Source organism: Microcoleus sp. A003_D6 (assembly GCF_036702825.1).
GTDB lineage: Bacteria > Cyanobacteriota > Cyanobacteriia > Cyanobacteriales > Microcoleaceae > Microcoleus.
On the sequence record NZ_JAUBWA010000009.1, the window covers coordinates 30,204 to 52,901 of the forward strand.

Annotated in this window: 22 protein-coding genes; 8 read left to right on the forward strand and 14 right to left on the reverse strand. The window is 46.6% G+C overall.

Translation table 11 applies throughout. From position 1 onward, the window contains the following. On the forward strand, positions 1-254 hold a 254-nt coding region (locus QUB70_RS04565), incomplete at its 5' end, for a hypothetical protein (RefSeq protein WP_332978614.1). A gap of 162 nt (positions 255-416) precedes the next feature. Here the strand turns inward: QUB70_RS04565 and trmB are convergent. The 3 genes from trmB to csaB form a co-directional block, all read right to left on the reverse strand. Next, positions 417-1,049 carry a tRNA (guanosine(46)-N7)-methyltransferase TrmB gene (trmB, locus tag QUB70_RS04570; protein ID WP_332978615.1) on the reverse strand — a complete coding sequence of 211 codons (633 nt, stop codon included), beginning with the start codon at positions 1,047-1,049 and terminating at the stop codon, positions 417-419. A gap of 159 nt (positions 1,050-1,208) precedes the next feature. Further along, positions 1,209-1,982, reverse strand: coding sequence for a Uma2 family endonuclease (locus QUB70_RS04575; RefSeq protein WP_332978616.1), 774 nt, complete (start codon positions 1,980-1,982; stop codon positions 1,209-1,211). 22 nt (positions 1,983-2,004) lie between these two features. Further along, positions 2,005-3,042 (reverse strand): polysaccharide pyruvyl transferase CsaB, encoded by a 1,038-nt coding sequence (gene csaB, locus QUB70_RS04580; RefSeq protein ID WP_332978617.1) that lies wholly within the window; start codon positions 3,040-3,042, stop codon positions 2,005-2,007. Between the two features lie 190 nt (positions 3,043-3,232). Between csaB and QUB70_RS04585 the strand changes: the two genes are divergently transcribed. From QUB70_RS04585 to QUB70_RS04595, 3 genes are all read left to right on the forward strand, one after another. Continuing rightward, complete coding sequence (locus tag QUB70_RS04585) at positions 3,233-3,577, forward strand: DUF2499 domain-containing protein (protein WP_332978618.1); 345 nt, start codon at positions 3,233-3,235, stop codon at positions 3,575-3,577. Further along, entirely contained in the window at positions 3,567-3,986 is a 420-nt protein-coding gene (locus tag QUB70_RS04590; RefSeq protein WP_332978620.1) for a lysozyme inhibitor LprI family protein, read from the forward strand. The genes QUB70_RS04585 and QUB70_RS04590 overlap by 11 nt, the downstream gene beginning before the upstream one ends. A 189-nt stretch (positions 3,987-4,175) precedes the next feature. Continuing rightward, complete coding sequence (locus QUB70_RS04595) at positions 4,176-8,009, forward strand: DNA polymerase III subunit alpha (protein ID WP_332978621.1); 3,834 nt, start codon at positions 4,176-4,178, stop codon at positions 8,007-8,009. Positions 8,010-8,051: 42 nt separating this feature from the next. Here the strand turns inward: QUB70_RS04595 and QUB70_RS04600 are convergent, their stop codons facing one another. The 3 genes from QUB70_RS04600 to QUB70_RS04610 form a co-directional block, all read right to left on the reverse strand. Further along, complete coding sequence (locus QUB70_RS04600; protein WP_332978623.1) at positions 8,052-8,351, reverse strand: DUF3593 domain-containing protein; 300 nt, start codon at positions 8,349-8,351, stop codon at positions 8,052-8,054. Between the two features lie 525 nt (positions 8,352-8,876). After that, positions 8,877-9,527, reverse strand: a complete 651-nt coding sequence (locus QUB70_RS04605; RefSeq protein WP_332978624.1) for an ATP-binding protein — start codon at positions 9,525-9,527, stop codon at positions 8,877-8,879. A gap of 248 nt (positions 9,528-9,775) precedes the next feature. Next, positions 9,776-9,955 (reverse strand): hypothetical protein, encoded by a 180-nt coding sequence (locus tag QUB70_RS04610; RefSeq protein WP_332978625.1) that lies wholly within the window; start codon positions 9,953-9,955, stop codon positions 9,776-9,778. A gap of 153 nt (positions 9,956-10,108) precedes the next feature. On the opposite strand from QUB70_RS04610, the gene QUB70_RS04615 reads away from it, so the two are divergent. Next, the gene (locus QUB70_RS04615; protein WP_332978626.1) at positions 10,109-10,852 is read left to right on the forward strand and encodes a pentapeptide repeat-containing protein; all 744 of its coding nucleotides are present in this window, start codon (positions 10,109-10,111) and stop codon (positions 10,850-10,852) included. Between the two features lie 233 nt (positions 10,853-11,085). On the opposite strand, the gene QUB70_RS04620 is transcribed toward QUB70_RS04615, so the two are convergent. From QUB70_RS04620 to QUB70_RS04630, 3 genes are all read right to left on the reverse strand, one after another. Continuing rightward, positions 11,086-12,144, reverse strand: coding sequence for an alpha/beta hydrolase (locus QUB70_RS04620; RefSeq protein ID WP_332978628.1), 1,059 nt, complete (start codon positions 12,142-12,144; stop codon positions 11,086-11,088). A gap of 121 nt (positions 12,145-12,265) precedes the next feature. Continuing rightward, positions 12,266-13,726, reverse strand: coding sequence for an Asp-tRNA(Asn)/Glu-tRNA(Gln) amidotransferase subunit GatA (gene gatA, locus QUB70_RS04625; RefSeq protein WP_332978629.1), 1,461 nt, complete (start codon positions 13,724-13,726; stop codon positions 12,266-12,268). A 760-nt stretch (positions 13,727-14,486) separates the two neighbouring features. Beyond that, positions 14,487-14,690, reverse strand: coding sequence for a hypothetical protein (locus QUB70_RS04630; RefSeq protein WP_332978630.1), 204 nt, complete (start codon positions 14,688-14,690; stop codon positions 14,487-14,489). 117 nt (positions 14,691-14,807) lie between these two features. Between QUB70_RS04630 and QUB70_RS04635 the strand changes: the two genes are divergently transcribed. The 3 genes from QUB70_RS04635 (at position 14,808) to QUB70_RS04645 (ending at position 17,876) form a co-directional block, all read left to right on the forward strand. Beyond that, a complete protein-coding gene (locus QUB70_RS04635) occupies positions 14,808-15,263 on the forward strand; it encodes a helix-turn-helix domain-containing protein (RefSeq protein WP_332978671.1) in 456 nt (151 codons plus the stop codon). Between the two features lie 455 nt (positions 15,264-15,718). Beyond that, positions 15,719-16,984, forward strand: a complete 1,266-nt coding sequence (locus QUB70_RS04640) for a serine hydrolase (protein ID WP_332978631.1) — start codon at positions 15,719-15,721, stop codon at positions 16,982-16,984. A 55-nt stretch (positions 16,985-17,039) separates the two neighbouring features. Continuing rightward, positions 17,040-17,876 carry an alpha/beta fold hydrolase gene (locus tag QUB70_RS04645; RefSeq protein ID WP_332978632.1) on the forward strand — a complete coding sequence of 279 codons (837 nt, stop codon included), beginning with the start codon at positions 17,040-17,042 and terminating at the stop codon, positions 17,874-17,876. Positions 17,877-17,995: 119 nt separating this feature from the next. Here the strand turns inward: QUB70_RS04645 and QUB70_RS04650 are convergent, their stop codons facing one another. From QUB70_RS04650 to carA, 5 genes are all read right to left on the reverse strand, one after another. After that, entirely contained in the window at positions 17,996-18,274 is a 279-nt protein-coding gene (locus QUB70_RS04650) for a DUF1816 domain-containing protein (RefSeq protein ID WP_332978634.1), read from the reverse strand. 174 nt (positions 18,275-18,448) lie between these two features. After that, positions 18,449-19,867 (reverse strand): 23S rRNA (guanosine(2251)-2'-O)-methyltransferase RlmB, encoded by a 1,419-nt coding sequence (gene rlmB / locus QUB70_RS04655; RefSeq protein WP_332978636.1) that lies wholly within the window; start codon positions 19,865-19,867, stop codon positions 18,449-18,451. Positions 19,868-20,133: 266 nt separating this feature from the next. Further along, positions 20,134-20,580: a Mini-ribonuclease 3 gene (locus QUB70_RS04660; RefSeq protein WP_332978637.1), complete on the reverse strand. Its 447-nt coding sequence runs from the start codon at positions 20,578-20,580 to the stop codon at positions 20,134-20,136. A gap of 321 nt (positions 20,581-20,901) precedes the next feature. Beyond that, positions 20,902-21,258, reverse strand: coding sequence for an STAS domain-containing protein (locus QUB70_RS04665; protein ID WP_332978638.1), 357 nt, complete (start codon positions 21,256-21,258; stop codon positions 20,902-20,904). 282 nt (positions 21,259-21,540) lie between these two features. Further along, on the reverse strand, positions 21,541-22,698 hold the full coding sequence (gene carA / locus QUB70_RS04670; RefSeq protein ID WP_332978640.1) for a glutamine-hydrolyzing carbamoyl-phosphate synthase small subunit: 1,158 nt from the start codon (positions 22,696-22,698) through the stop codon (positions 21,541-21,543).

The following is a 22,698-nucleotide window of genomic DNA, read 5'->3' on the forward strand; positions in this document are numbered from 1 at the left end:
CACAAGAAAAATTAAGTTTTGTGGAACAGGCATCTTGCCTGTTCCTAACGGGCTCTCCGGCCCGTTCCACAAGAAAAATTAAGTTTTGTGGAACAGGCATCTTGCCTGTTCCTAACGTTCCACAAGAAAAATTAAGTTTTGTGGAACAGGCATCTTGCCTGTTCCTAACGGGCTCTCCGGCCCGTTCCACAAGAAAATTAAGTTTTGTGGAACAGGCATCTTACCTGTTCCTAACCAAGGTACAAGAAAATTAAGTTTTGTGGAACAGGCATCTTGCCTGTTCCTAACAAAGGTACAAGATGCCCGTTCCACAAGAAAATTAAGTTTTGTGGAACAGGCATCTTGCCTGTTCCTAACCAAGGTGCAAGATGTAAGTTATAACATTTATCACAAAGGTGAGTTTGCAAAAGCGAGCATTATTTTTGATAGAGTGCTCGATAAACTGGTTCGCCCCGTTTCAGAGTAGCAATTTCTCTTTCAGTAGCAACAGGTAGGGGATTTTCTGCTAGCCATTCGCCCCCATTTTGACGTTTAAAACAGGGGTGAGATGAAAAGCGATCGCACATTTCGCTTTCTACTTCCTCTATATCAGATTGAATAAAAACTTCGCCGCCAACTGCGAGATAAGTTGCCAATTCGTTGACTAATTCCTGCTGCACCACCCGCCGTTTGTGGTGCTTTTTCTTGAACCACGGATCGGGAAATTGAATGCTAACTCGCTGCAAAATACCTGCGGGCAAAGTTTCTAAAATTGGTTTCAGGGAACTATTCGCATTGCAAAACAAATAGTGCAAATTTGTCAAGCCTTTTTCGTCCCGCCAAAGATTCGCTTCTTCTACCAGCGGTTCCCGAATTTCTAATCCGAGAAAATTCCAGTCAGTTTGTACTTGCGCCATGTGCCACAAAAACCTTCCTCTGCCGCAGCCGATGTCTAAATGCAGCGGTAAATTTAAGTCGGCATAGATTTTAGTCCAATCCGGGGGACTTGCAGATGCTTGATATCTAATTGATAGGGGATTGACGTGTTCCCGCACTCTTACTCTTGCCAATTTTTCTGTCTCCTGAATGTAATTTTTAACCGCTGATGAAGGCTGATTAACGGGGATTAACGCAGATAAATATTGATTTTTGCGATGTTGTTCAATACTTTTTAATTAATGAGCAATTAAAAATTGTTTGTCGGCAATTTTTAATTGCTCATTATTGCATTAGGCTTCGGGTTCAATGCCTAATGCTCTTAATTGTGCGGCCAATATGGACGATCGTTCTCGTTCTTGTTCGGCCCGTTCTCGTTCTTGTTCGGCTTGCTGTTGAGCGATTACTCTTTCTTGCCTTTCTCTTTCTACCATTTCTGCACCCCACAATAACATCTCGCCGCTTTCATCCCACCACCGCAACCAATATCCGGTTCTTTCGGCTTTTGTTCCCTGCCAAACACCCAGAAATAACCCAACTCCTGAAATCCAATAACGGCCGAAAGAATCGGGTGGTTGTACTTCATACTTTCCTGATGAATCCAAGTAGTAGACTTCTAACACTCCGGCGGCTGGCTCAAAAAGTACATAGATTGGAACTCGCAATATTTGCTCGTAAAAATACCATTTTCCGGGGGGATAAGTTTTTTTGCTAGAATATTCATCGTTGGGACTAGCTGATAAAAATTCCATGACGATCGCCGGAATATCTCCTTCTAAGTTGGGAGTGTAACTGCGGCGAATTTCTTGACTAGAAAGCGGCTGGACGTTGCGGGCATAAAACCAATCTGGAGCTTTGATAACTAGCTTGTCGTTTAATGTAGCGCAAATTCCCATGTTTGGGGCAACTAATATTCCTGTTAAAATTAGCCCTGCGATTTCTAAGATTTCTCGCAAGGCGGCGGCTAGCAAGGGTTGGTCGATATTTTCCACTGGTTCCTCGTCTAAAATGAAATCGTCGGGCAATTTTTCCCAGGTAATTTTTAATGCGGCTGTACTGAGTGTCATTGTATTTCACCTCTGAATGAGATTACTGGAGCGCGACTCGCAATACTTCGCGATGAAAGAGCGATCGCCCTACAATAAATTTTATCCTGTCTGGCGATAGTGCGTCGCCGTTAGCATAGTGTTCGATCCAGGTTTTGCTGATTAAATAAGGATCTTCTGGCAATTCTGATAATAAGTATCCGGGCATTTCTAACTCGTCCATCAATTGACTGACTTTGGGATCGTAGCTGAGGGCAAAACAGCGGCATTCTTCGGATGCTGCCATAATTAAACTGTGGTAGCGCATCCCGATCGCCATTTCGACACCCCGGAACACTCCTTTCAATTTTCTGGGGTCTTCTAAACTGAGGATGCGGCTCCTTTTGGGCAGGGCTTCGTGCAAATGTTTCGCAATTTCTAAGTCGTGAGACGCTTGAAAAGGCAGCAGCAAAATTAAGGTGCGAGTTGCTTTTTGAAAGTCAACTAAAGCTTGAGTTAAGATTGACAAACGGGCGGGAGTTAGTGTAGAATGAGAGCGCAAACAAACAGCAACTCTGGGCGCAGGTAAATCCCACAAACCGGACACGGGCGAGTTCTCCAAAGCCCACACGGGATCGGGTGCTAAAGTAAAAGGAATTTGCCAATCTGCAAGTAAAGTAGCTGAGCCTTTATCCCGCACGCTGACGGCGGTGCATCCAGCAAAACAGCGCTGAGATAACTTGCGAGTGATTTCGCGCTTTAAAGGGCCAATTCCCTGAGCCCAGGCAACTGTTTTTAAGCCCATCCGCTGCGCTAATCCCATCAAACCGCCATAATAGAAAGGGCTCGCAATGCTGGTAGCGTCTTGGATTAAACTGCCGCCGCCCCAGATTAGCGCGTCAGAGGTGCGGAGTGCTTCGAGAACTTGAAACGCATTCATGCGATCGCGCGCAGCTACCCCGTACCGCTGATTTGTCTCGACAGGATTGCCAGACAGGACGATCGGCGTCACGCCATCTGGTAACATTTGCAGTAGCGATGCCAACAGCGCCTCGTCGCCGCCGTTGCCTTTACCGTAATAGCCGCACAAAATTGCTCGCATTTCTACTCTTGGTTTATAATGGGGAATCTAAGTATTACAATATCTAATTGTTGCGGTCGATTCGTAAAATATTTTAACAGTTAACAGTTAACACTCAACAGTTAACACTCAACAGTTAACAGTCAACAGCCTTAAACAAATAAATACATATTTTATCTTCCCCGTTCTCTGTTATTTTAGAATACAAAAAATGCACGCTTTGTCAATTCCCACCTGGATTATTCATGTCTCTAGCGTCGTCGAGTGGATTGCCGCCATCTGGTTAATTTGGACTTACGGCGAAGTCACTCAAAACCGAGCTTGGTGGGCCCTTTCCGCCGGAATGCTGCCCGCTCTCGTCAGCGCTATGTGTGCCTGTACGTGGCACTATTTCGACAACTCCCCAGCCCTAGAATGGATCGTTACCCTGCAAGCGGCGATGACTCTCATTGGCAATTTTACTCTGTGGGCGGCGGCTTGGTGGATTTGGCGATCGGCTCAGCCAGAATCAGAAAAAATTAAAGATTTAAAAATGGAGAAACTAATTGAAAAATAGCACTATTTGGGTAAAATTTGCGGCGAGTTTGCTTTTGTTGACAGCCGGATTTTTGCTTCCCAGCAAAGCCAGCAACATTCCCCTGCAAATCGCACAACAGCCTAACTGCAAAAATCCTCAAACCACGCTAGAGATGAATGTCTGTTCCAGTCAAGAGTTTGAGGCTGCCGACAAAAAGCTAAATCAAGTCTATCAGCAACTGCAAGCAAAAATCAGCAGCAGACAAAAGCAGAGATTGACGGTGGCACAGCGTACTTGGATCAAATTTCGAGATGAAAATTGTGATTATGCAAAAGGACAGTTTGAAGGCGGTAGTTTGGCTGCTTCTACCTACGATTATTGCAGGGCCAGAGTGACGCAAGAACGGATTAAAGATTTGGAAGGTTATTTGAAACAAGCAAATTTGTAAAAGTTCGATCGCGATCGAGAATAATTTACCCATTCAATGATCAATACCGCGACAACCTCATCTTTTTCACTTTTAGAAGCCCCAGCACAAACCAGCTCAAGAGTGATATAAAGCTTTGTTTTTTATTTTACGCTTTGACACGCCAATGGTGTAAAATCTAAATTCTCAAGTCTTATATTTTAAATCCCTATGTCCTTCGTTGGTTTGCACATTCACAGCGATTATAGCTTACTAGACGGGGCGTCTCAGCTACAGCAGCTCGCAGAACGGGCGGTGGAATTGGGGATGCCCGCGATCGCCCTTACAGACCACGGGGTGATGTACGGGGCGATCGAGCTAATCAAAGTTTGCCGAAATAAAAATATCAAGCCGATTATTGGCAATGAAATGTACGTCGTCAACGGCGACATTGAAGTAAAAGTTCGAGGTAGAAGAAAATACCATCAAGTTGTTTTAGCTAAAAATACCCAAGGTTATAAAAACCTCGTCAAACTAACTACAATTTCCCATTTAAAGGGAATGCCAGAAAGAGGTATTTTTGCCCGCCCCTGCATCAACAAGGAACTGCTAAAACAATACTCCGAAGGTTTAATTGTCACCAGCGCTTGTTTGGGCGGGGAAGTTCCCCAAATGATTCTGCAAAACAAGCTAGATACTGCCCGTGAAGTTGCCACATGGTATAAAGAAGTATTTGGAGAGGATTATTATATAGAAATTCAAGACCACGGTTCCCAAGAAGACCGGATTGTTAATGTTGAAATCGTCAAAATTGCCCGCGAACTAAACATTAAAATAATTGCCACCAATGATTCTCACTATATTTCCTGCAACGACGTAGAAGCACACGACGCTTTGCTGTGCATTAACACCAACAAACTGATTGAAGAAGACAAGCGGATGCGCTACAGCGGCACTGAATATCTTAAGTCTGCGGAGGAGATGGCGCAACTGTTTCGAGACCATTTGGATGCTGAAACGATCGAAGAGGCGATCGACACCACTTTAGAAGTCGCAAATAAAGTAAAATCTTACGACATCATGGGGGAATCGCGCATTCCCAACTATCCAATTCCCCCAGAACACACAGCAGACACTTTTGTCGAAGAAATATCATGGAAAGGACTATTAGAACGCCTAAAAGCTAGAAGTCGCAATGAAATTACCGCCGTCTACAAAGAACGGCTGGAATACGAACTAAAAATGATTCAGCAGATGGGTTTTTCCACCTACTTTCTAGTAGTTTGGGACTACATGAAATATGCCAGGGACAACCAAATTCCCGTAGGCCCAGGACGCGGTTCCGCCGCAGGTTCCCTAGTTGCATACGTCTTGAAAATCACTAATATTGACCCCGTACATCACGGACTGCTATTCGAGAGATTTCTCAATCCCGAACGCAAATCCATGCCAGATATCGATAGCGATTTCTGCATAGAAAGACGGGACGACATGATTAAATACGTTACTGAAAAGTATGGCGAAGAGCGGGTAGCGCAAATTATTACTTTCAACAGAATGACATCAAAAGCTGTCTTGAAAGATGTTGCCAGAGTGTTAGGCATTCCCTACAAAAAAGCAGACGAAATGGCGAAATTAATTCCCGTGTCGCGGGGTAAACCGGAAAAACTCAAAGTAATGATTTCCGGTGAAACACCTGCACAGGAATTTAAAGACAACTACGAAAATACAATTTGCATCAATGAAGAAACCGGGACAGAAGTCCCTGTTCGTCAGTGGATTGACATGGCAATTCGGATTGAAGGGACAAACAAAACCTTTGGCGTTCATGCGGCCGGCGTAGTGATTTCTTCAGACCCGCTCGATGAAATTGTACCGCTACAAAAGAATAACGAAGGTGCTGTGATTACTCAGTATTATATGGAAGATTTGGAAGCACTAGGTCTTCTGAAAATGGATTTTCTGGGATTGAAAAATTTGACAACGCTTCAGAAAACTGTTGATTATATTAAGCAAACCCAAAATCTAATTGTCGATCCAGAAATGCTACCTTCTGATATAGAGCGCAGAGCCCAAGAAACTTTTGGCAGAATCAAAAAGTTACCTGATGATGTAGATAAAACTTATAGACTTTTAGAAAGAGGAGATTTAGAAGGTATTTTTCAGTTAGAATCATCTGGAATGCTGGATGTAGTGAAAAAACTCAAACCTTCTTGTCTGGATGATATTTCTTCTATTTTGGCACTTTACCGACCCGGCCCGCTGGATGCAGGTTTGATTCCTCAGTTTATTGACTGCAAGCACGGTAAAGCTGTTGAGTACGATCATCCGCTATTAGAGCCGATTTTAAAAGAGACTTACGGAACGCTTTGTTTTCAAGAGCAAATTATGCGGATGGCTCAAGATTTGGCAGGCTATTCTTTGGGTCAAGCTGACTTGCTGCGGCGCGCAATGGGCAAGAAGAAAGCTGATGAAATGCAGAAGCAAAAGGAAACGTTTATCGACGGCGCAACTAAGAATGGAGTCAGTCAAAGAATTGCTGAAAAGTTGTTCGCGCAGATGCTACAATTCGCGGAATATTGTTTTAATAAATCCCATTCAATGGCCTATGCCTATATCACTTATCAAACTGCCTATTTAAAGGCGAATTATCCTCTAGAATACATGGCTGCACTGCTGACTGCTAACAGGGGCGATCAGGAGAAAGTACAGAAATATATTGCCAATTGTCTCAAGCTGGGTATTGAGGTTGAGCCGCCGGATGTTAATAGTTCTGAACTTACTTTTACACCGCTTCCCAAACACATGACGGGCTCTGCAAAAGATAAAATTTTGTTTGGGGTTTCGGCGGTAAAAAATGTGGGAGAAGCGGCTATTGAAAATATTTTGGCTGCGCGGCAGGAAGGGGGTAAGTTTAAGTCGCTGCCGGATTTGTGCGATCGCGTAAATCTCCATTCTGTCAACCGCCGCGCTTTAGAAGCATTAATTCAATGCGGTGCTTTTGACAAAATTGAAAAAAACCGCAAGCAATTAGTACACGACCTCGAAGGGGTGATGAAATGGGCGCAAGACCGCAAGAAAGATCGAGAAAGCGGCCAAGGTAATCTCTTTGACTTGTTAGGTACGAATAGCTTTGGGAAGTCGGCCAATACCTATGAGTCTGCGCCAAAATCTAAATTGGTAAAAGATTTTGAAAAACAGGAGAAGTTGCGTTTAGAAAAAGAATTGCTTGGCTTTTATGTATCAGAACATCCCCTAAAGTTTCTGATGCAAGTAAATCAAGACCCCGATGTGGTGACTATCGAACAGTTAGCAGATAAAAAGGGGAAAGTATCAGTTATTGTCATGCTAAACGCTATCAAACTTGTAGTAACAAGAAAAGGCGGCGAGGCGATGGCTATTTTGCAGTTAGAAGATTTGACACATCAAATAAAAGCTGTTGTGTTTCCCAAGGCTTACGAACAAGTGAAACCTTACATTGTAGAGAATGCTATCTTACAGATTAGTGGAAAAATTGAGAAAGATGGGGAGGAAATTCAGATAATTGTAGACACTGCAAAGCCTGTAGAAACAGTAGAGGTTACAGAGGAAATCGAGACGACGGAACTGGAAATAAAAAACCCTTGGCCGGCGGAACCAGTCAACATTGTACGATCGACAAAACCTGTGGAAGTTTTAGAAATGGTGATTGTCAAGCTTACACCGCAGCAAGTACAAGACGGGAAAAAACTCAATTCCCTCAAAGCTATTTTGCAAGAACTTTCCAATCGGGGAGAAGGTGCTAGCGTTTCTGTGGGGGGAATTGTTGTCGGTGAATATTCCTGTCAACCGCTTCGTATTAGCCCTCAATTGTGGGTGCAAGATGGCGAGGGAACTGTTAGCCGGCTCAAGTCGGCTGGATTTGATGCTTGGGTTTTTCCTCTCAACAATCGCCCAGATGCTGCGGTATTTCGAGAAATGCGATCGCAACTTAATGTACATTCTTGGGCGAGTCGTTTACTTGACACTGACACCGATCGCATTTCTCGGTATCTCAATTATCTCGCCCAACTAAACAGACGCTAGCCAAATGAAAATTTCGCATTAATCCCGACTACCATCACAACTTTATTCTTGTGATGATGCTTTGGCTTTAATCACCGCTTCCCTAAAGCCTAAAACTACTAAAATATTGGCAATTGTTAAAAATAGCTCCGCAGAACCGTGCAGCCAATCGACATTTGCTAGCGACTCGTTGTACGCAACTTTTGCGTAAATTGCGGCGGGAATAGTCACGGCCACAAAAACGAGAGTGCCGTAAAATCCCATCAAAGCTAAACGGGGTGTTTTTCCCGATCGAGTCAAAAACCAGAGAAATCCCAAGTAGGGAAATAAAGACAGAACAAATAAAGTTTCTTTGGAAATCATTAGTAATGGGAGAGCGACCAGATACTATGATAAATTAAAATATCAAAAATTAGTGTGAATAATTTTTAACTTTTAATTTTGAGTTTTCAATATTTAATTCGGGCTTGCTGAAAAAGTGTAGGTAATGGAAAAACGAGGCTACACAGCTTGAAAAATAGTAGGTTTATTCCTAAATTCCCAAATTTAGCCAGAAATGAATAAGGAAAGTGCAAGGGTTTTGAGCCTCTATAATCCTATAACTTGCACTTGTTTGAGCGAAAAAAGCTTTAACCCCTTATTTGGCAAGCTTTCTACTTTTATTCAGCAAGCCCTAATTCGAGAAATGATGTACCCGTTTCTATCGAACCGTTAGAGACTTAGAGACTCACCCAAGCCCATAGCTCTTAACCAAAGCCGCAGCAGGTCGGCAGTATTTAAAACCCCTGACCCACGCGGAGACAAAACCCGTAACTCGTCCCCTAACACCGTTTTTAGGATAACACATTTTTAACGGTTCCAGTCTGTTAATTGGCCCTCTCCCCAAAGCTACCCAGCAATTAGAAATAGAGACGGTTCCAAAGTTTTCAGTCTGCTAGGCATCAAGCAAGCATCGTTCAAAACCTCTAAATCCAAGCAGCCTTTTATATGTGCTGCGATAATTTCCTTGAGCTTAGCATCAAAATCAAAACACGGGCCGCAATCCCAAACTTTGAGTTCCCAGCGTCCGTTAAACATCGTAATTTCCAGTTGAACAGGAGTTTCTACTGGCAGATTTTTGTGAGCGTGGCGAACTGCATTAGTGAAACCTTCAGCCAAAGCTAACTGAAACTTCCACCAAACCTCATTGGGGATCGATAAATCTTTCAACTGCTCAAACCACTCCAAAACTAGAGTTAAAGCATTCACGTCTGTGTTGACTTGCAGGCTAATGTGTTGAACAGAACTTTCATACAGCTCTTCTTCCTGCTGTGTTTCACTCTGCCAATCCCAGGTATTTAATAAATTCATTAACCCATCTAAAACGCTAGCATTTTTTATATTTTGCGATCGATTGCGACCTTCTACTTCGTAAGTTTTGCTCAGCGACAAACAATTTCGACCGTCGAGAGTCCGGGTGTAACTTAGCTCGTCGGCAATCTGCCACATGAGTTTGATCCCCCGACCGCCTTCTGCCAGTTCATCTATGCTGTTCGACATTTATTTTCCTCGTCTGAAAGTATTAGCTGTACCCTATTTTCACACCCGCCGAGACACGAGGTATTTTTTTTATACTTGCTTGCTCGGTATTATTTCGGGATCGCACAATAATGCTATCTTTTTAGAGAAGGCAGCGCATCAGCTATATGTCTTAAGAGTCTAAGCCAATTGGCTTATTTACCGATCGCCTGTACGGAGAACTCACGCCCTCCGCAGCAAAATCCGACTACATCGAATACAACAAATACTTATCCGCTGTCGGAGTCAGCCACTTGCCACAGCCGTCGCAAGCTCCAGAATCCCTGACATTCAGCGCAGCGAACGGCCGTTGGAAGCTCCAAGGGAGCCTTGAGGTGCGCGCGCTCATCCCAAAGGTCTAAGTAATATCCGCGATCGCGATCGAACCTTACACCGTCGAGGCGCGTCAATGCACTAGACTAGGACTTAGGCAAACAACTCTGTTTCTGCTAAGAATCTTGGGTTTGAGAGCGAGAAATTAACGAAGAAACCGGGTTTTTAACCGCGCGTAAGTCCAGCAGACAACTCGGTGATGAAAGGCAGTTACAGGACTTACCCAGACTATGACGAAAATCCAACTGAAAATTCTCACAGCAGCAATACTGCTACTCCCATTTTGTGCAGCACTTCCCTTACAAGCTCAAAATCTGTCTCTAGTCAAGCGGCTGCTAGAAACAAGAGGATGTCCTGGATGCGACTTATTTGGCGCATCCTTGAGCCGTGCAGATTTGTTTGGCGCATCCTTGAGCCGCGCCACTCTCAGCAGGGCCGACTTAGCTGATGCCAACTTGACTGCGGCTGACTTAATGGAAGCTAATTTAAACAACGCCAACATGAGAAACGCCTTGTTGGCTGACGCCGACCTCAGCAAAGCCGACATGAGCAGGGCAGACATCAGGGGAGCGAACTTAGAAAATGCCAACCTCAGCGAGAGTTCTCTTCGAGAAGCATCTCTCCAGTTGGCTAACTTAAAATGCAGTAATTTGAGCGCCGCCAAACTAAGTCGAACCGACCTGAGAAATGCCGATTTAACTGGTGCAAATCTCATCGGTGCAGACCTCAAAGAAGCCGATTTAAGCGGTGCAAATCTCAGCGGTGCAGACCTGAGATCGGCCGACTTGAGGGATGCGAGATTGAACAAAGCTAATCTCACAGATGCCAATCTCTGCGGTGCCCGGATGCCAAACCAAAAAACATCTCGGCGAGGCTGCGAAGTTAAGAAAGAACAAGCGATAAGCACGAATAATTACTGCAATTACTGCTATGCCTTGAATGACTGGTGGCTGAATGTATTAAGGTTCTACTAAGCTGTTCGACATTTAAACCACTAACGAGGCCTGTAGGGTGCGTCAGCTAGAACACTTACTAAGCAAGGGAAACAAGATAGGGCTGACGCACCCTACAATACTATTTTAAATGCGTAACAGCTTAAGCAGTATCATCGCGATAACTGCTCTGTTTCAGATATGTACTGTTAGAAAGAAGTGCGAGCAGGCGGTACAGATATCCAACTGAACCTGTTACCGCCAACAGCTTTTATCTAGTTTGAAGAACCTAAAAATTGGCTCACTATTTGGAGATATTCTGCGCCCCCGATCTGTGCCACATTATTGTGACCTCCATCAGGAACTATGTAAAGCTGTTTGGGTTCAGGTGCTGCATCAAACAGTTTTTTGCTCATTTGGGCTGGAACTACACTGTCAGCAGTGCCGTGAATAAATAGCACGGGCATTTGCAGGCGATCGACTTTTGAAAGAGAATCAAAGCGCTGTGTCAGCAAAAAATCGATCGGAAACATCCAAAACAGCCCTTTTTGGAAATCCACCATCTCCCGCGTCGAAGTAAAAGAACCCTCCACAAGTAACCCTGCCGCCTCCGGGTGGCGCACTGCTAAATCGATCGCGATCGCCCCTCCCAAAGAATGACCGTAGATATAAATTTGATTCGGGTTAACCCCCCGCTGTTTCACCAAATAATCCCAAGCAAGTTGAGCATCCTCATAAACCTGAGATTCACTCGGAAAATCGCCCTGGCTTTTTCCATAACCGCGATAATCGATCGTAAATACCGACAAACCTAAGCGATGAAATCGATGAGCGTGTTCGACATTTGCTCCCACATTGGAACCATTCCCGTGCAGGTACAAAACTACCCCCCCTAACCCCCCCTTGTTAAGGGGGGGAACCGGAGCGACGGCCCCTCTCTCACTTTGCGGGGAAGTTCCGACTCCTCTAGCTCCCCCCCTTAGCAAGGGGGGGCTGGGGGGGGTTTCCGAGTCTCCGGTGTCAACAGAGGGAACAGCCTCCCCCTTTCTTGCTCCCCCCCTTGCTAAGGGGGGGCTGGGGGGGGTTTCCGAGGCAGGAATCCACCAGCCATGCACGCTTTCCACCGCGCCTGTTTTAGTTGGAATTGGCAGCCAAACATCTTGATATCTCAACTGAAAATCGTCTGGAGTAGTTTCGATCGCCCGCGCGGGAAAAAAAATAAACTTACCTTGCGCTGCAAATAGAAACAGACAAGCAGCAGAATAAGCAACCGCCAAAACTATCCCAAAAGTTATTAGCGATTTAGACAAGAGGAATACCAGAAACTTGTTCATAGAAAATAGGGCACGCTGGAAATTAGAGATCGGTCAAAAGCTAATGGCAAAGGATTAATTCAGACAATTAGCCAAGATCGATTACTAACTTCCGTCGCAGCGTTCCGCCGAATTTTAAAAATTAATCCAATTCGGGGCGGTGAAAGTGCCAATTCGTAGACTGTTCGTAAGCATGAGCCACTTGAAACAGCCGAGATTCTTGCAAAACATTAGCAATCAGTTGTATGCCCACCGGCAGTCCTTTATCATCAAATCCGCAGGGCAAACTCAAAGCTGGCAAACCAGCAAGATTCACCGGAATAGTCATCAAATCTGACAAATACATACTCAGGGGGTCGTCAATTTTTTCGCCTGCCTTAAAAGCCGTAGTAGGAGCAGTGGGACAGACCAAAACATCAACTTGAGAAAAAGCTTTTTCAAAGTCTTCTTTAATCAAAGTCCGAACTTTTTGAGCTTTTAGATAATAGGCGTCGTAATATCCAGCCGACAACACGTAAGTGCCGATCGCAATCCGGCGTTTAACTTCCGCACCGAACCCTTGAGAGCGAGTTTTGGCATACATATCCAAAAGATTATCGGCGTCTGGAGACCGGAAACCAAACTTAACTCCATCATATCGCGCCAAATTTGCCGAAGCTTCCGAGGGAGCAATAATGTAGTAAGTGGGTAAACCGTAGCGGAACCGGGGACAAGAAATGACTTGAATTTCTGCGCCCAATTGTTGAAATTGCTCGATCGCCTTAGTAACGGCTTCTTTAACCCCGGAGTCCAACCCTACACCAAAAGTTTCTTTAATTACCCCAATTCTAATCTGACCCTTCGGGCGCAAACTGGGTCTCAAAGCTTGGGCGTAGTCAGGAATTGGGACATTCAGACTCGTGGAATCTCTCTTGTCGTAACCGGCGATCGCCCCCAACAAAATCGCCGCATCCTCAACAGTCCGGCCAAAGGGCCCAATTTGATCGAGAGAAGAAGCATAGGCCACCAAACCGTAGCGAGAAACCAACCCGTAAGTCGGTTTCAGCCCCACCAAGCCGCAAAAAGCAGCAGGTTGGCGGATCGATCCCCCAGTATCCGAACCCAAACTCACGACGCATTCTCCCGAGGCTACCGCTGCGGCAGAACCGCCAGAAGACCCTCCGGGCACGCGCTCCAAGTCCCAAGGATTCGCGGTAACTTGATAAGCAGAAGTTTCTGTCGAACTCCCCATTGCAAACTCGTCCATATTCGCCTTGCCCACAATCACCGCACCGGCTGCGTGGAGTTTCGAGACGACGGTTGCATCGTAGGGAGGCACAAAATTCTCCAAAATCCGAGATGCACAGGTTGTGGGAATGCCGTTTGTGCACATATTGTCTTTAACGGCGATCGGAATGCCGGCCAACAGGCCAATTTCCTCGCCTGCTGCGATTTGGGCATCCACTTTGTGGGCCTGGGCCAATGCGCTGTCTGCCGTCACGCACAGAAAGCTTTTCAATTTCGGCTCTAGCTGGGTAATTCGGTCTAATGCTTCTTGAGTAATTTCCACAGCCGAGCGTTCTTTATTGACCAGTTGTCGGTGCAACTCGCGGATGGATGCCATGCTCGTACCTTTATCTTTTCTACTAGCCACTTAGCCAATATAGCTGGCAATTGCACCTGCTTACAGCCTCCGTGCAAAGTCTGCGTTTGGGGCGGGCTGGGATACTCGTGCGGATAGTTGATTTTTGTGGCGATTGTTTGACCGGGCGATCGGCGGCTTTACATCAAACTTATTAAGTGCCAATTATAACACCGTTTATAAGCTGTTCGGCATTTAAAGGAGGATAGTAGGGTGCGGAGCGTAAATAAGCGTTTCCCCTGTATAGTAAGTGTTCTAGCTGACGCACCTTACCTGGATCGTTAATGGTTTAAATGCTCCACAGCTTAACACCGTACAGAAAAGAGCGATCGACTTTTTCACCTATTATTTAAAAAAGAGCGATCGACCCTAACTCTGCTACCATTACTATCGCTTTTCCTTGCTTCGGAATCATAATCTTTCGATTGCAGCGATCGGAGTGCAAGCTCGCGACCTCGATAGCATAGCAAGCGGGTTTTAACTGCGATCACCCCTGACACCCCATAACCAAATGAAGAATAAATAGATAATTTTCACCAAGAAGGTATTAGCTTGGGGCGGCAATTTTTAAAATAATTATGACCGGATTATGAAGTGTACTATTTTAGTCAAAAATTACTGAAATTTATCAGTTATCCGAGCGAATTAATGGCGGCTGCGCGATCGGAGAAAATAGCGATCGACCTTCTCCCATTCGCGTTAATTGGGGGACGAGCCAAAAAGCCTGTGAGAAATCTGCTGTTCACAAAAAAAGGTCGATCGCCCCTTCATTCAACAGAACAAAAGAGCGATCGTGCTTACTGTAGCCTAACCTATCGATCAGAGGTTTAGCGGCGGGGCGATCGCAGCTTGTCCGAGGGCCGATGGAAACGCTCACTGCCACGCGGACGCCTCTTGTTGCGCGCACCTGCAAAAAAAACAGCAGCCCTTCTTCAACTGCGTGCATCTGTGGCAAAAAAAACCTCCATATTTGCCCCAACGATCCCAGCATCAAAATTTCATCCGGAATTCTCCACAAACCGAGAGAAATATGGTAAGAAGTTCCCGATGCCCCGTTGGAGGAATGCCACCTAAAGCTCACCTAGAATCTCACCTGACGGCAGAGGAACTCAAACTTCGCTACCGGCAGGCACAAAACACCACAGAGTCCCGCCGCTGGCACTTGCTGGTCTTAGTTTCCCGAAATTGGACTATCAAACAAGCAGCCCTAGTTGTAGGTATCAACTACGACTACGCCAAAGAAATTGTCCAGCGCTACAACCGAGAAGGGCCTGACTCTGTGAGAAACCGCAGCGGAGACCGCCAGCCCCCTCCTGCAAAATCCTTGCTGAATCCAGAACAGCAAGAAGAACTGCGACAAGCGCTGCAAAACCCAGCCCCCGACGGCGGAGACTGGACGGGTCCCAAAGTAGCTCGCTGGATTGCCGAAAAGACCGGTAACGCTCATGTCTGGCCTCAACGCGGCTGGGATTACCTCAAGCGGTTGGGTGCTGACTGGCAGCGGCGGCGCAGAAAGTAGATAGTTCGCAATATTTTAGAGGGGGTTGATTGCTAAAAGTGCGATCGCTCCCTTTATTTTGGCAGAAGTCATTAGTCAGCAGTCATTAGTCAATAGCAGTATTCGTAGGGTGTGTCGCCATTAAAAATCCCTAAATTAAATCGACTATTCTGTGGCGACGCACCTTCTATCATTTATCAACAAGCTTGCTACCACAAAAATGTTGGGTGGAGTGAAACGGAGGGTTGTTGCCTGGGTTCATTAAAATAAAAGGTGCGTCGCTATGAGATGGTCGCTCTTTTTTGAGGATTTAAGGGTGGCGACGCACCCTACGGCTACGGCTAAAATCCCAAATCTCAAATCTCCAATCTAAAATCGTTTGACTGATGTAACAATAGCTGCTTATATAGAATTTGGTTGTGTTGAGGATGTTGAATATGCGAGGGATCAGGCGTTTTTTGTCGATCGCAAACAAGATGGCGGCAGTAGTAGCCGGCATCGGACTGGTTCAGATGTTAACCATCGCAAGTTCATTCTCTCAATCATCTAACCCGCGTTCCCTAGACGAACTCTACAAAATTCGCGATCGACTCGTCACCGAATTAGAACAACCCGCCTCTCCCTCCCCAGAACCAACCCTGCTTTCGGGCTTAATTCCCCTCGCCGCCAATCCTCAAGAAAAACTGCTTTCTCAGTTGCAAGCGCTAGAGGTACAAATATTAGTAGAACAGAGGGCTAACGACAACTTGCAGCAAGCAGTCCGTTTAGCCGACCAAGCCGTAGAAAGAGGACGGCAGCCAAATCAGTCGATCGAATTTTCGCAGCAAACTAAATTTTTGTGGCACCAAGCCCTCAACAACTTACAGGAAGTTCCTCAAAATTCATTTTTAGCTCCTCTGACTGCCTCAAAAACTCAAGAATACCGGGAAAATTTAACGGCAGCAACGTCTCAAGTGCAGCAAGCAAAATCCGATTTTTTGGCTGCGGTTGCTCGGGAAAGTGGCTTGTCTGGGCAAGCTTCGATCGGCATTTGCCACCTTTCTAGAGAGTGCGTAAACCTGCGGGGCGATGTGCCTCCTGTCAGTCCTGCCAGCTTAATTAAACTGCCGATTGCTGTAGCGCTGATGCAAAAAGTCGAAAAAGAAAAAATTAGTCTGAACAAAGAAGTATTTGTCAATCGCGGTAATTTTACAGAAGACTCATCGACCCAGATTTTGTCTCCTAAAAATTACCCGCTACAGCTACTGTTAGAAGAAATGATCGATCGCAGCAGCAATACCGCCACCAATCAACTTATTGATTATTTGGGTTCGGATTACATCAATCAATTCTTAGAGAATCGCGGCTACCAAGTCACCCGCGTCAACTTCAAATTAATGGGGAAAAAGATTATGCCAACCAACCCCGGTTCCGGCCCCAACCGCTTGACTGCTAACGAGCTCACCGAAATGATGGTGCAAATTTACAATGGCGAAACACCGGGTGCTAAACTGTTAATAGAAACTCTCAACCGCCAGTACGATCGCGCTCTGGGATTTGCAGCCTTGGAAGGAACTCAAGCTCAATGGCTGGGCGAAAAAACAGGCGAAAATTCCCTGGTTCTGGGTACAACTTTAGCGATGAGCATTGACGGCGAAGCCTATGTGATGACTGTGATTGACAGCCGCAGCGGCAGCGATACAGAAATGCGCCAGTCTATTTCTAAAATTGCCGATTACATTAGTAAGAATCCCAGCTTTTAACGGTTGGAATACACAATTTATAGCGGGGACGACGCATCCCCCAAACAGTTGAAAAATGGCGCATCAAAAACTTAGCGTTTCCGTCAAAGGTGAAGGATTTCCCATCCTCTGCTTGCACGGCCATCCAGGTTCCGGCGATTGTATGTCCGTCTTTACAGAACACTTATCAAAGCGGTTCCAGACGATCGCCCCAGACTTGCGCGGATACGGCAACAGCCGCACCTCCACTCGCTTTGAAATGACCGACCACTTGCTTGATTTAGAAGCACTTCTAGACAGATTGGGAGTCGATCGGTGTTTGGTAATCGGATGGTCTTTGGGAGGGATTTTAGCCCTGGAATTAGCCATGAAATATCCCCAGCGAGTCACGGGTTTGATTCTACTCGCATCCGCAGCCAAACCGCGAGGAAGTAACCCTCCCATCTCTTGGCAAGATAACCTTTACACCGGTTTAGCCGGAATTATCAATTGGGCGATACCCGGTTGGCAGTGGAATATTGATACTTTTGGCAGGCGATCGCTCTTTCGCTACTTGATACAGCAGCAGAAAGCCACCCCTTACCGCTACTTAGCACAGGCAGGTACCCCCGCCTACCTCAAAACTTCCAACACGGCCACCAAGGCTTTAAATACCGCTCTGAGGGCTGGATACGATCGACTGATCCACCTCGGCGACATTCAATGTCCGTCCTTGGTGTTGGCCGGAGAGGCCGATCGGCACATCACCTCGGCATCCAGTTTAGAAACAGCCCGCCACCTCCACGAATGTCAGTGGCACTGCTATCCAAATACAGCCCACTTGTTCCCTTGGGAAATTCCCGATCGGGTACTCGCAGACATCGATCGCTGGATCGAGAGTTTCCCCCAAGCAGTTGGCAATTGCGAGTGTTGAGTTTTTAGTTTGTCACAACCCATTTATCGCCCAAAAGTCAAGAGTTTTGGATTTACAACTCACAACTCAAAACTCAAAACTCAAAACTCAAAACTCAAAATTCAAAATTACCTCTACTTTTACTGACTGCTCAAAACAGGCCACAGCCCTCCCTCACCAAGCTTTCCCAAATCATCTGCAACCGTCAAACTAATAGGTTTGCAGCGGTGAATCGAAACACTCAGACCTTCTGCCCCTTCATTTTCTATGTCTTCTATATATCCTGCTTTTGCAGCTTCCGCCTCTTGAGAAGTCAAGAACGGGCCAAAATAGTAAATGCACCGCGGCGCTGAAGTTTTAACTTCAACCCACCAAGCCAATCCGAAAAAATTGAGCAAGCTAATCAAGAGTTCTTTCATGTGATTTTCTAATGTATTTTACGGTTTTTTCCAGAGTGCTGCGGGCAAGGCCTAGACCTTCGTTATGTACACTTTGTTATACTGTGTTGCATTTCATTTTTCAATCACCGAAGATGGGAAGCTTGGGGGGGGGGGCGAGAAGCCCCCGGCTTTAGAAGGTGGGGCTAATGACCGTTACGATCCGTGTACGTGAAACTTTTTGGGCCCGCGCTGGCGGTAAATTTCGTATAAAGCCATTCCCGTTGCTACCGAAACATTCAAGCTAGGAGTATTTCCCCTTAAAGGAATTGAAACTAATCCGTCACAGCCGCGCTGTATCAAAAGGCTCAAACCGTCAGCTTCACCGCCCACAACTAAAACAGTGGGCCCAGAGAACTTGATTGTCTCTACCGAGTCACCCACGCCTGCGACAGTGCCGTAAATCCAGAATCCAGCCTCTTTCAATTCTTCCAGCGCCCGGTTAAGATTGACAACCCTCGCCACTGGCAGGCTTTCCAATGCCCCTGCGGCCACTTTTCTCACTGCCGAGGTAATCCCAACGGCCCGCCGCTGTGGAATCACCATGCCCTGAGTTCCCAATGCTTCAGCCGTGCGAATAATCGCCCCTAGATTGTGGGGGTCGTTGAGTCCTTCTGCTACCACAATGACGGGATCGGCGCAAGCAGACTTAGCCTTCGCGATCAGTTCGCTCAAATCCAGGTATTCGTAAGCTGATACTTGAGCGGCTACGCCTTGGTGGTTTGCCTTGCGCGTGATGTAGTCGAGGCGCAAATCGTCAACTTCGTCAATGATGCTGCCGTTGGCTTTGGCTTCGGTTAGCAAGCTGTGAAAGCGGGGATCGTAACGCAGGTGCGGGACAACCCAGATCCGGTTGAGCACTTGGTTTGTTTCTAAAGCCGCTTGCACCGCATGGCGGCCGTAAATCATGTCTGAGTCTGTGTCTGGCTGCACGACGGTGTTTGATGCACTGTCAACAGGGCGAGTGTCTCTGTCTTTGTCTCTGTCTCTGAAATGGTTGCCCCGGAATTCCGGCGGGCTGCTGTCTCTGTCTTTGTCTCTGTCTCTGAAATGGTTGCCCCGGGATTCCTGCGGGCTGCTGTCTCTGTCTTTGTCTCTGTCTTTGTAATAATTGCCCCGGGATTCCTGCGGGCTGCTGTCTCTGTTTCTGTCTCGGAAATTGTTGCGGGCCGGCTGCGGGCTGCTGTCTCTGTCTCTATCTCGGAAATTGTTGCGGGCCGGCTGCGGGCTGCTGTCTCTGTCTCGGAAATTGTTGCGGGCCGGCTGCGGGCTGCTGTATCCGTCTCTGTCTCCGTCTCCGTCTCTGTCTTTGAAAGGATTATTTCTGCGAATGGACGGTTGGCTGTCGGAATCGACTCTCCGTTTGAAAATCGATCGCACGACGGGCATTTCTCGGGGTTGGGGGGAGAAAGTCGATCGTTTGTGAGGCGCGTCTACTCCTGGGCGAGTGTCGGGACGGGGCTTGCGTTCAAAGCGGGGAGAGGATGGTTGTGAGTCCTGACGGCGGCCTTCGCTTTTGAATGGTTTGCTGTCGGAATTTGGGCGCGAGAAGTTTGGTCTGGTAAATTTTCTCATTGGTTTCTTGTAGTCAAAAAGTTTTGGCTGAAGGCTAATCGATTGTAGATTGTAGATGTGAGATTCTTGATTGAGGAAGCAATCTTTGGGCTTTGAGATTTTAGATAGTCTAGGGAGGTAGCAAGGATTTTGCTGTGTTCAAATTGCTAGTTAATAACTGATAAATCCTGTTTTGCCGATCGAGCTTTTTGCTGTTTTAGCTTTGCCACCGTGCCAGAGTTGTTAATTAATGCCTCGCGATTGGCAACTCTTAACTGCTAAATCTTTTAAGTCTCAAGTTCTAAAAGTGCCAAAAGTTCACTCAATCTTTTGGGATCGGTGAGGTACAAATATCCGACCAAAGTTTCTAAGCTGCTGGCTTGTTGGTATATCTCTGGATCTGCTCGCTTGGAACGGCCCGCTGCGGCATTGCGTCCGCGCTTGACAATCGCTAATTCTGTACTGTTCAAGTAAGGACAGAGCGATCGCAAGTGACGCGCTTGAGTTTCGGCTCGTACTTGCCCCACCACCAATTCGTGATAAGCTTGCAATCTTCTGGGCGGCACTAAGTACGAACTCCGAATGTAGAGTTCGTAGACTGCATCTCCCAAATATGCCCATGCTGCGGGCGAAATCCTTTCTATTTCTGCTGGTGTCGCCCTCGCAGGATGCACTCGATTTAAACTGATATCAGTCAGACTCAGTTTGAGCCCGTCATCTGCGATCGGCGACATACTTTTTTAAATAAAACTTCCGCACAGCTTGGTTTTTCTCGTCACTTACTTATTTCGTCTTTCGTCACTTCAGCAATTATAGCGAGTGCACGGCTTTGTTAACGCGATCGCTACCTGCTGCTTCCCTACTTCTTATACCATTTTTCCGCGTGTTTGCCGCACCTATTTTACTGCCCATCCACCGGAGTTCAAAGCATTGGGGGAAACAGTGGCAAGACCTGTTGCAGCTTCTGGGAAAATCGGTATGGTTTTACCAGCACAAAAATAAAAATTTGCTATCCAGCATTGAGAACCGGATAGCTAATTAAATCCACTTTGGTGTCAAGCATCCTTGACGTTTTTTACCGCCTCATCAACCGAAGGCTGCAAAGACAAAAATTTCTCTAAGCGAACCAGTTTAACAGTCTGAGTTACGCGGGGATTTGAGACAATTTGCAATGTCCCCTCCAAGGTTTGGGCTTTTTTGACAAGTTGCACAAGTGCGCCCAAGCCTGAACTGTCCACAAAGTCTATCTGAGACAAGTCCAAAATTAGGTGTTTTGGGCCCTCGTCAATACATTTGCTCAGTACCTTCCGAAAAGTTGCCTCAGAAAAAGCGTCCAGCAGGCCCGTCAGGCGAAATAACTGATAGTTATTCCTGACTTCGCGAGTGCCTCTGAGGCTAACGGTCAGGGTCAATGACTCAGGAATGACACCCTCCTAGCTAGATATTGCTTAAAGTTGAGGATTCATTGTACGAGTTTTTTGGTCTTTTGTCTACTGTTTTTTAGTTATTGGTCATTAGTCATTGGTCATTGGGGATCGGTCATTGGTCATTAGTCATTGGTCATTGGTTAGCTAACTGCTGAGTGTTGAGTGTTGACCACTGACTACTGACCACTGACTACTGACTACTGACTACTGACCACTGACCACTGACCACTGACCACTGACTACTGACCACTGACCACTGACCACTGACTACTGACTACTGACTGCTTTCTGATTTTCTCTCATTGACTGCACGAATCGATCGAACAAATAGTCAGCGTCGTGCGGCCCCGGACTGGCTTCCGGGTGGTACTGGACTGAGAACAGCGGCAGGGTTTTGTGCTTCAATCCGGCTACGGTGCGATCGTTCAAATTGAGATGAGTAATTTCTACTTCCGGGAGTAGGGAATCCGGGTCGATCGCAAAACCGTGATTTTGGCTAGTAATTTCTATTTGCTGCGTCAAACCCGCTGGATGATTTAATCCCCGGTGGCCGAACTTGAGTTTAAAAGTTTCTGCACCCAAGGAAATCCCCAGAATCTGGTGTCCCATGCAGATGCCGAATACGGGTTTGTCCGACTTTAACAAAGCTTTCGCAGTCGCGATCCCTTCCGTTACCGCCGACGGATCTCCCGGGCCGTTGGACAGAAAAATGCCGTCCGGGTTGTATTTGAGGATTTCTTCCGGCGACGTGTCAGCGGGGACAACAATTACCCGACACCCGTAACTCGCCAAACGCCGCAGGATGTTGCGCTTGATCCCAAAATCGATCGCTACCACCGTCCACATTTTGCCGTTAGCAGGTTTGACAGTGGGACTGAACTCCCAAACCGAATCTGTGGCTTCAGACCACTCGTAAACCTCGCGGGTGGTCACTTCCCGGACAAGATTGAGCCCGGCCATGCTGGGCGCGTCTTGCACTTGCTCCAAAAGCTCCGCCTGGTCGAGAATCGTCGTCGAAATGCCGCCGTTGATCGCTCCCACCGTGCGAATTTTGCGAGTCAGGGCGCGGGTGTCGATCCCGTAAATTCCCGGGATCTCATACTGTTTCAGGTAGTCTTGCAGAGATTGCGAACAGCGCCAGTTGCTGGGTCGGCTGCATACGTTCCGGGCGATCGCACCTCGAATTTGCGGGCGCGAGGATTCTTCGTCTTCGAGATTTACCCCGGTATTGCCCAATTCTGGATAAGTAAAAGTTACAATTTGGCCGCAATAGCTGGGATCGGTCAAGACTTCTTGGTACCCCGTCATTCCCGTATTGAATACTACCTCGCCGACGACGGTAGCGTTAGCGCCAAACGACCAGCCTCGGTAAGCAGTACCGTCAGCCAGGACTAGGAGAGCGGGTTGTGCAGTTGAAAGTGACAT

Excerpts from the sequence above, each read along its gene's own strand:
- QUB70_RS04575 (WP_332978616.1), bottom strand. The coding sequence starts at position 1,982 with ATGACACTCAGTACAGCCGCATTAAAAATTACCTGGGAAAAATTGCCC.
- csaB (WP_332978617.1), bottom strand. The coding sequence starts at position 3,042 with ATGCGAGCAATTTTGTGCGGCTATTACGGTAAAGGCAACGGCGGCGAC.
- QUB70_RS04585 (WP_332978618.1), top strand. The coding sequence starts at position 3,233 with ATGCACGCTTTGTCAATTCCCACCTGGATTATTCATGTCTCTAGCGTC.
- QUB70_RS04595 (WP_332978621.1), top strand. The coding sequence starts at position 4,176 with ATGTCCTTCGTTGGTTTGCACATTCACAGCGATTATAGCTTACTAGAC.
- QUB70_RS04600 (WP_332978623.1), bottom strand. The coding sequence starts at position 8,351 with ATGATTTCCAAAGAAACTTTATTTGTTCTGTCTTTATTTCCCTACTTG.
- QUB70_RS04605 (WP_332978624.1), bottom strand. The coding sequence starts at position 9,527 with ATGTCGAACAGCATAGATGAACTGGCAGAAGGCGGTCGGGGGATCAAA.
- QUB70_RS04615 (WP_332978626.1), top strand. The coding sequence starts at position 10,109 with ATGACGAAAATCCAACTGAAAATTCTCACAGCAGCAATACTGCTACTC.
- QUB70_RS04620 (WP_332978628.1), bottom strand. The coding sequence starts at position 12,144 with ATGAACAAGTTTCTGGTATTCCTCTTGTCTAAATCGCTAATAACTTTT.
- gatA (WP_332978629.1), bottom strand. The coding sequence starts at position 13,726 with ATGGCATCCATCCGCGAGTTGCACCGACAACTGGTCAATAAAGAACGC.
- QUB70_RS04630 (WP_332978630.1), bottom strand. The coding sequence starts at position 14,690 with ATGCACGCAGTTGAAGAAGGGCTGCTGTTTTTTTTGCAGGTGCGCGCA.
- QUB70_RS04635 (WP_332978671.1), top strand. The coding sequence starts at position 14,808 with ATGCCACCTAAAGCTCACCTAGAATCTCACCTGACGGCAGAGGAACTC.
- QUB70_RS04640 (WP_332978631.1), top strand. The coding sequence starts at position 15,719 with ATGGCGGCAGTAGTAGCCGGCATCGGACTGGTTCAGATGTTAACCATC.
- QUB70_RS04645 (WP_332978632.1), top strand. The coding sequence starts at position 17,040 with ATGGCGCATCAAAAACTTAGCGTTTCCGTCAAAGGTGAAGGATTTCCC.
- QUB70_RS04650 (WP_332978634.1), bottom strand. The coding sequence starts at position 18,274 with ATGAAAGAACTCTTGATTAGCTTGCTCAATTTTTTCGGATTGGCTTGG.
- rlmB (WP_332978636.1), bottom strand. The coding sequence starts at position 19,867 with ATGAGAAAATTTACCAGACCAAACTTCTCGCGCCCAAATTCCGACAGC.
- QUB70_RS04660 (WP_332978637.1), bottom strand. The coding sequence starts at position 20,580 with ATGTCGCCGATCGCAGATGACGGGCTCAAACTGAGTCTGACTGATATC.
- carA (WP_332978640.1), bottom strand. The coding sequence starts at position 22,698 with ATGTCACTTTCAACTGCACAACCCGCTCTCCTAGTCCTGGCTGACGGT.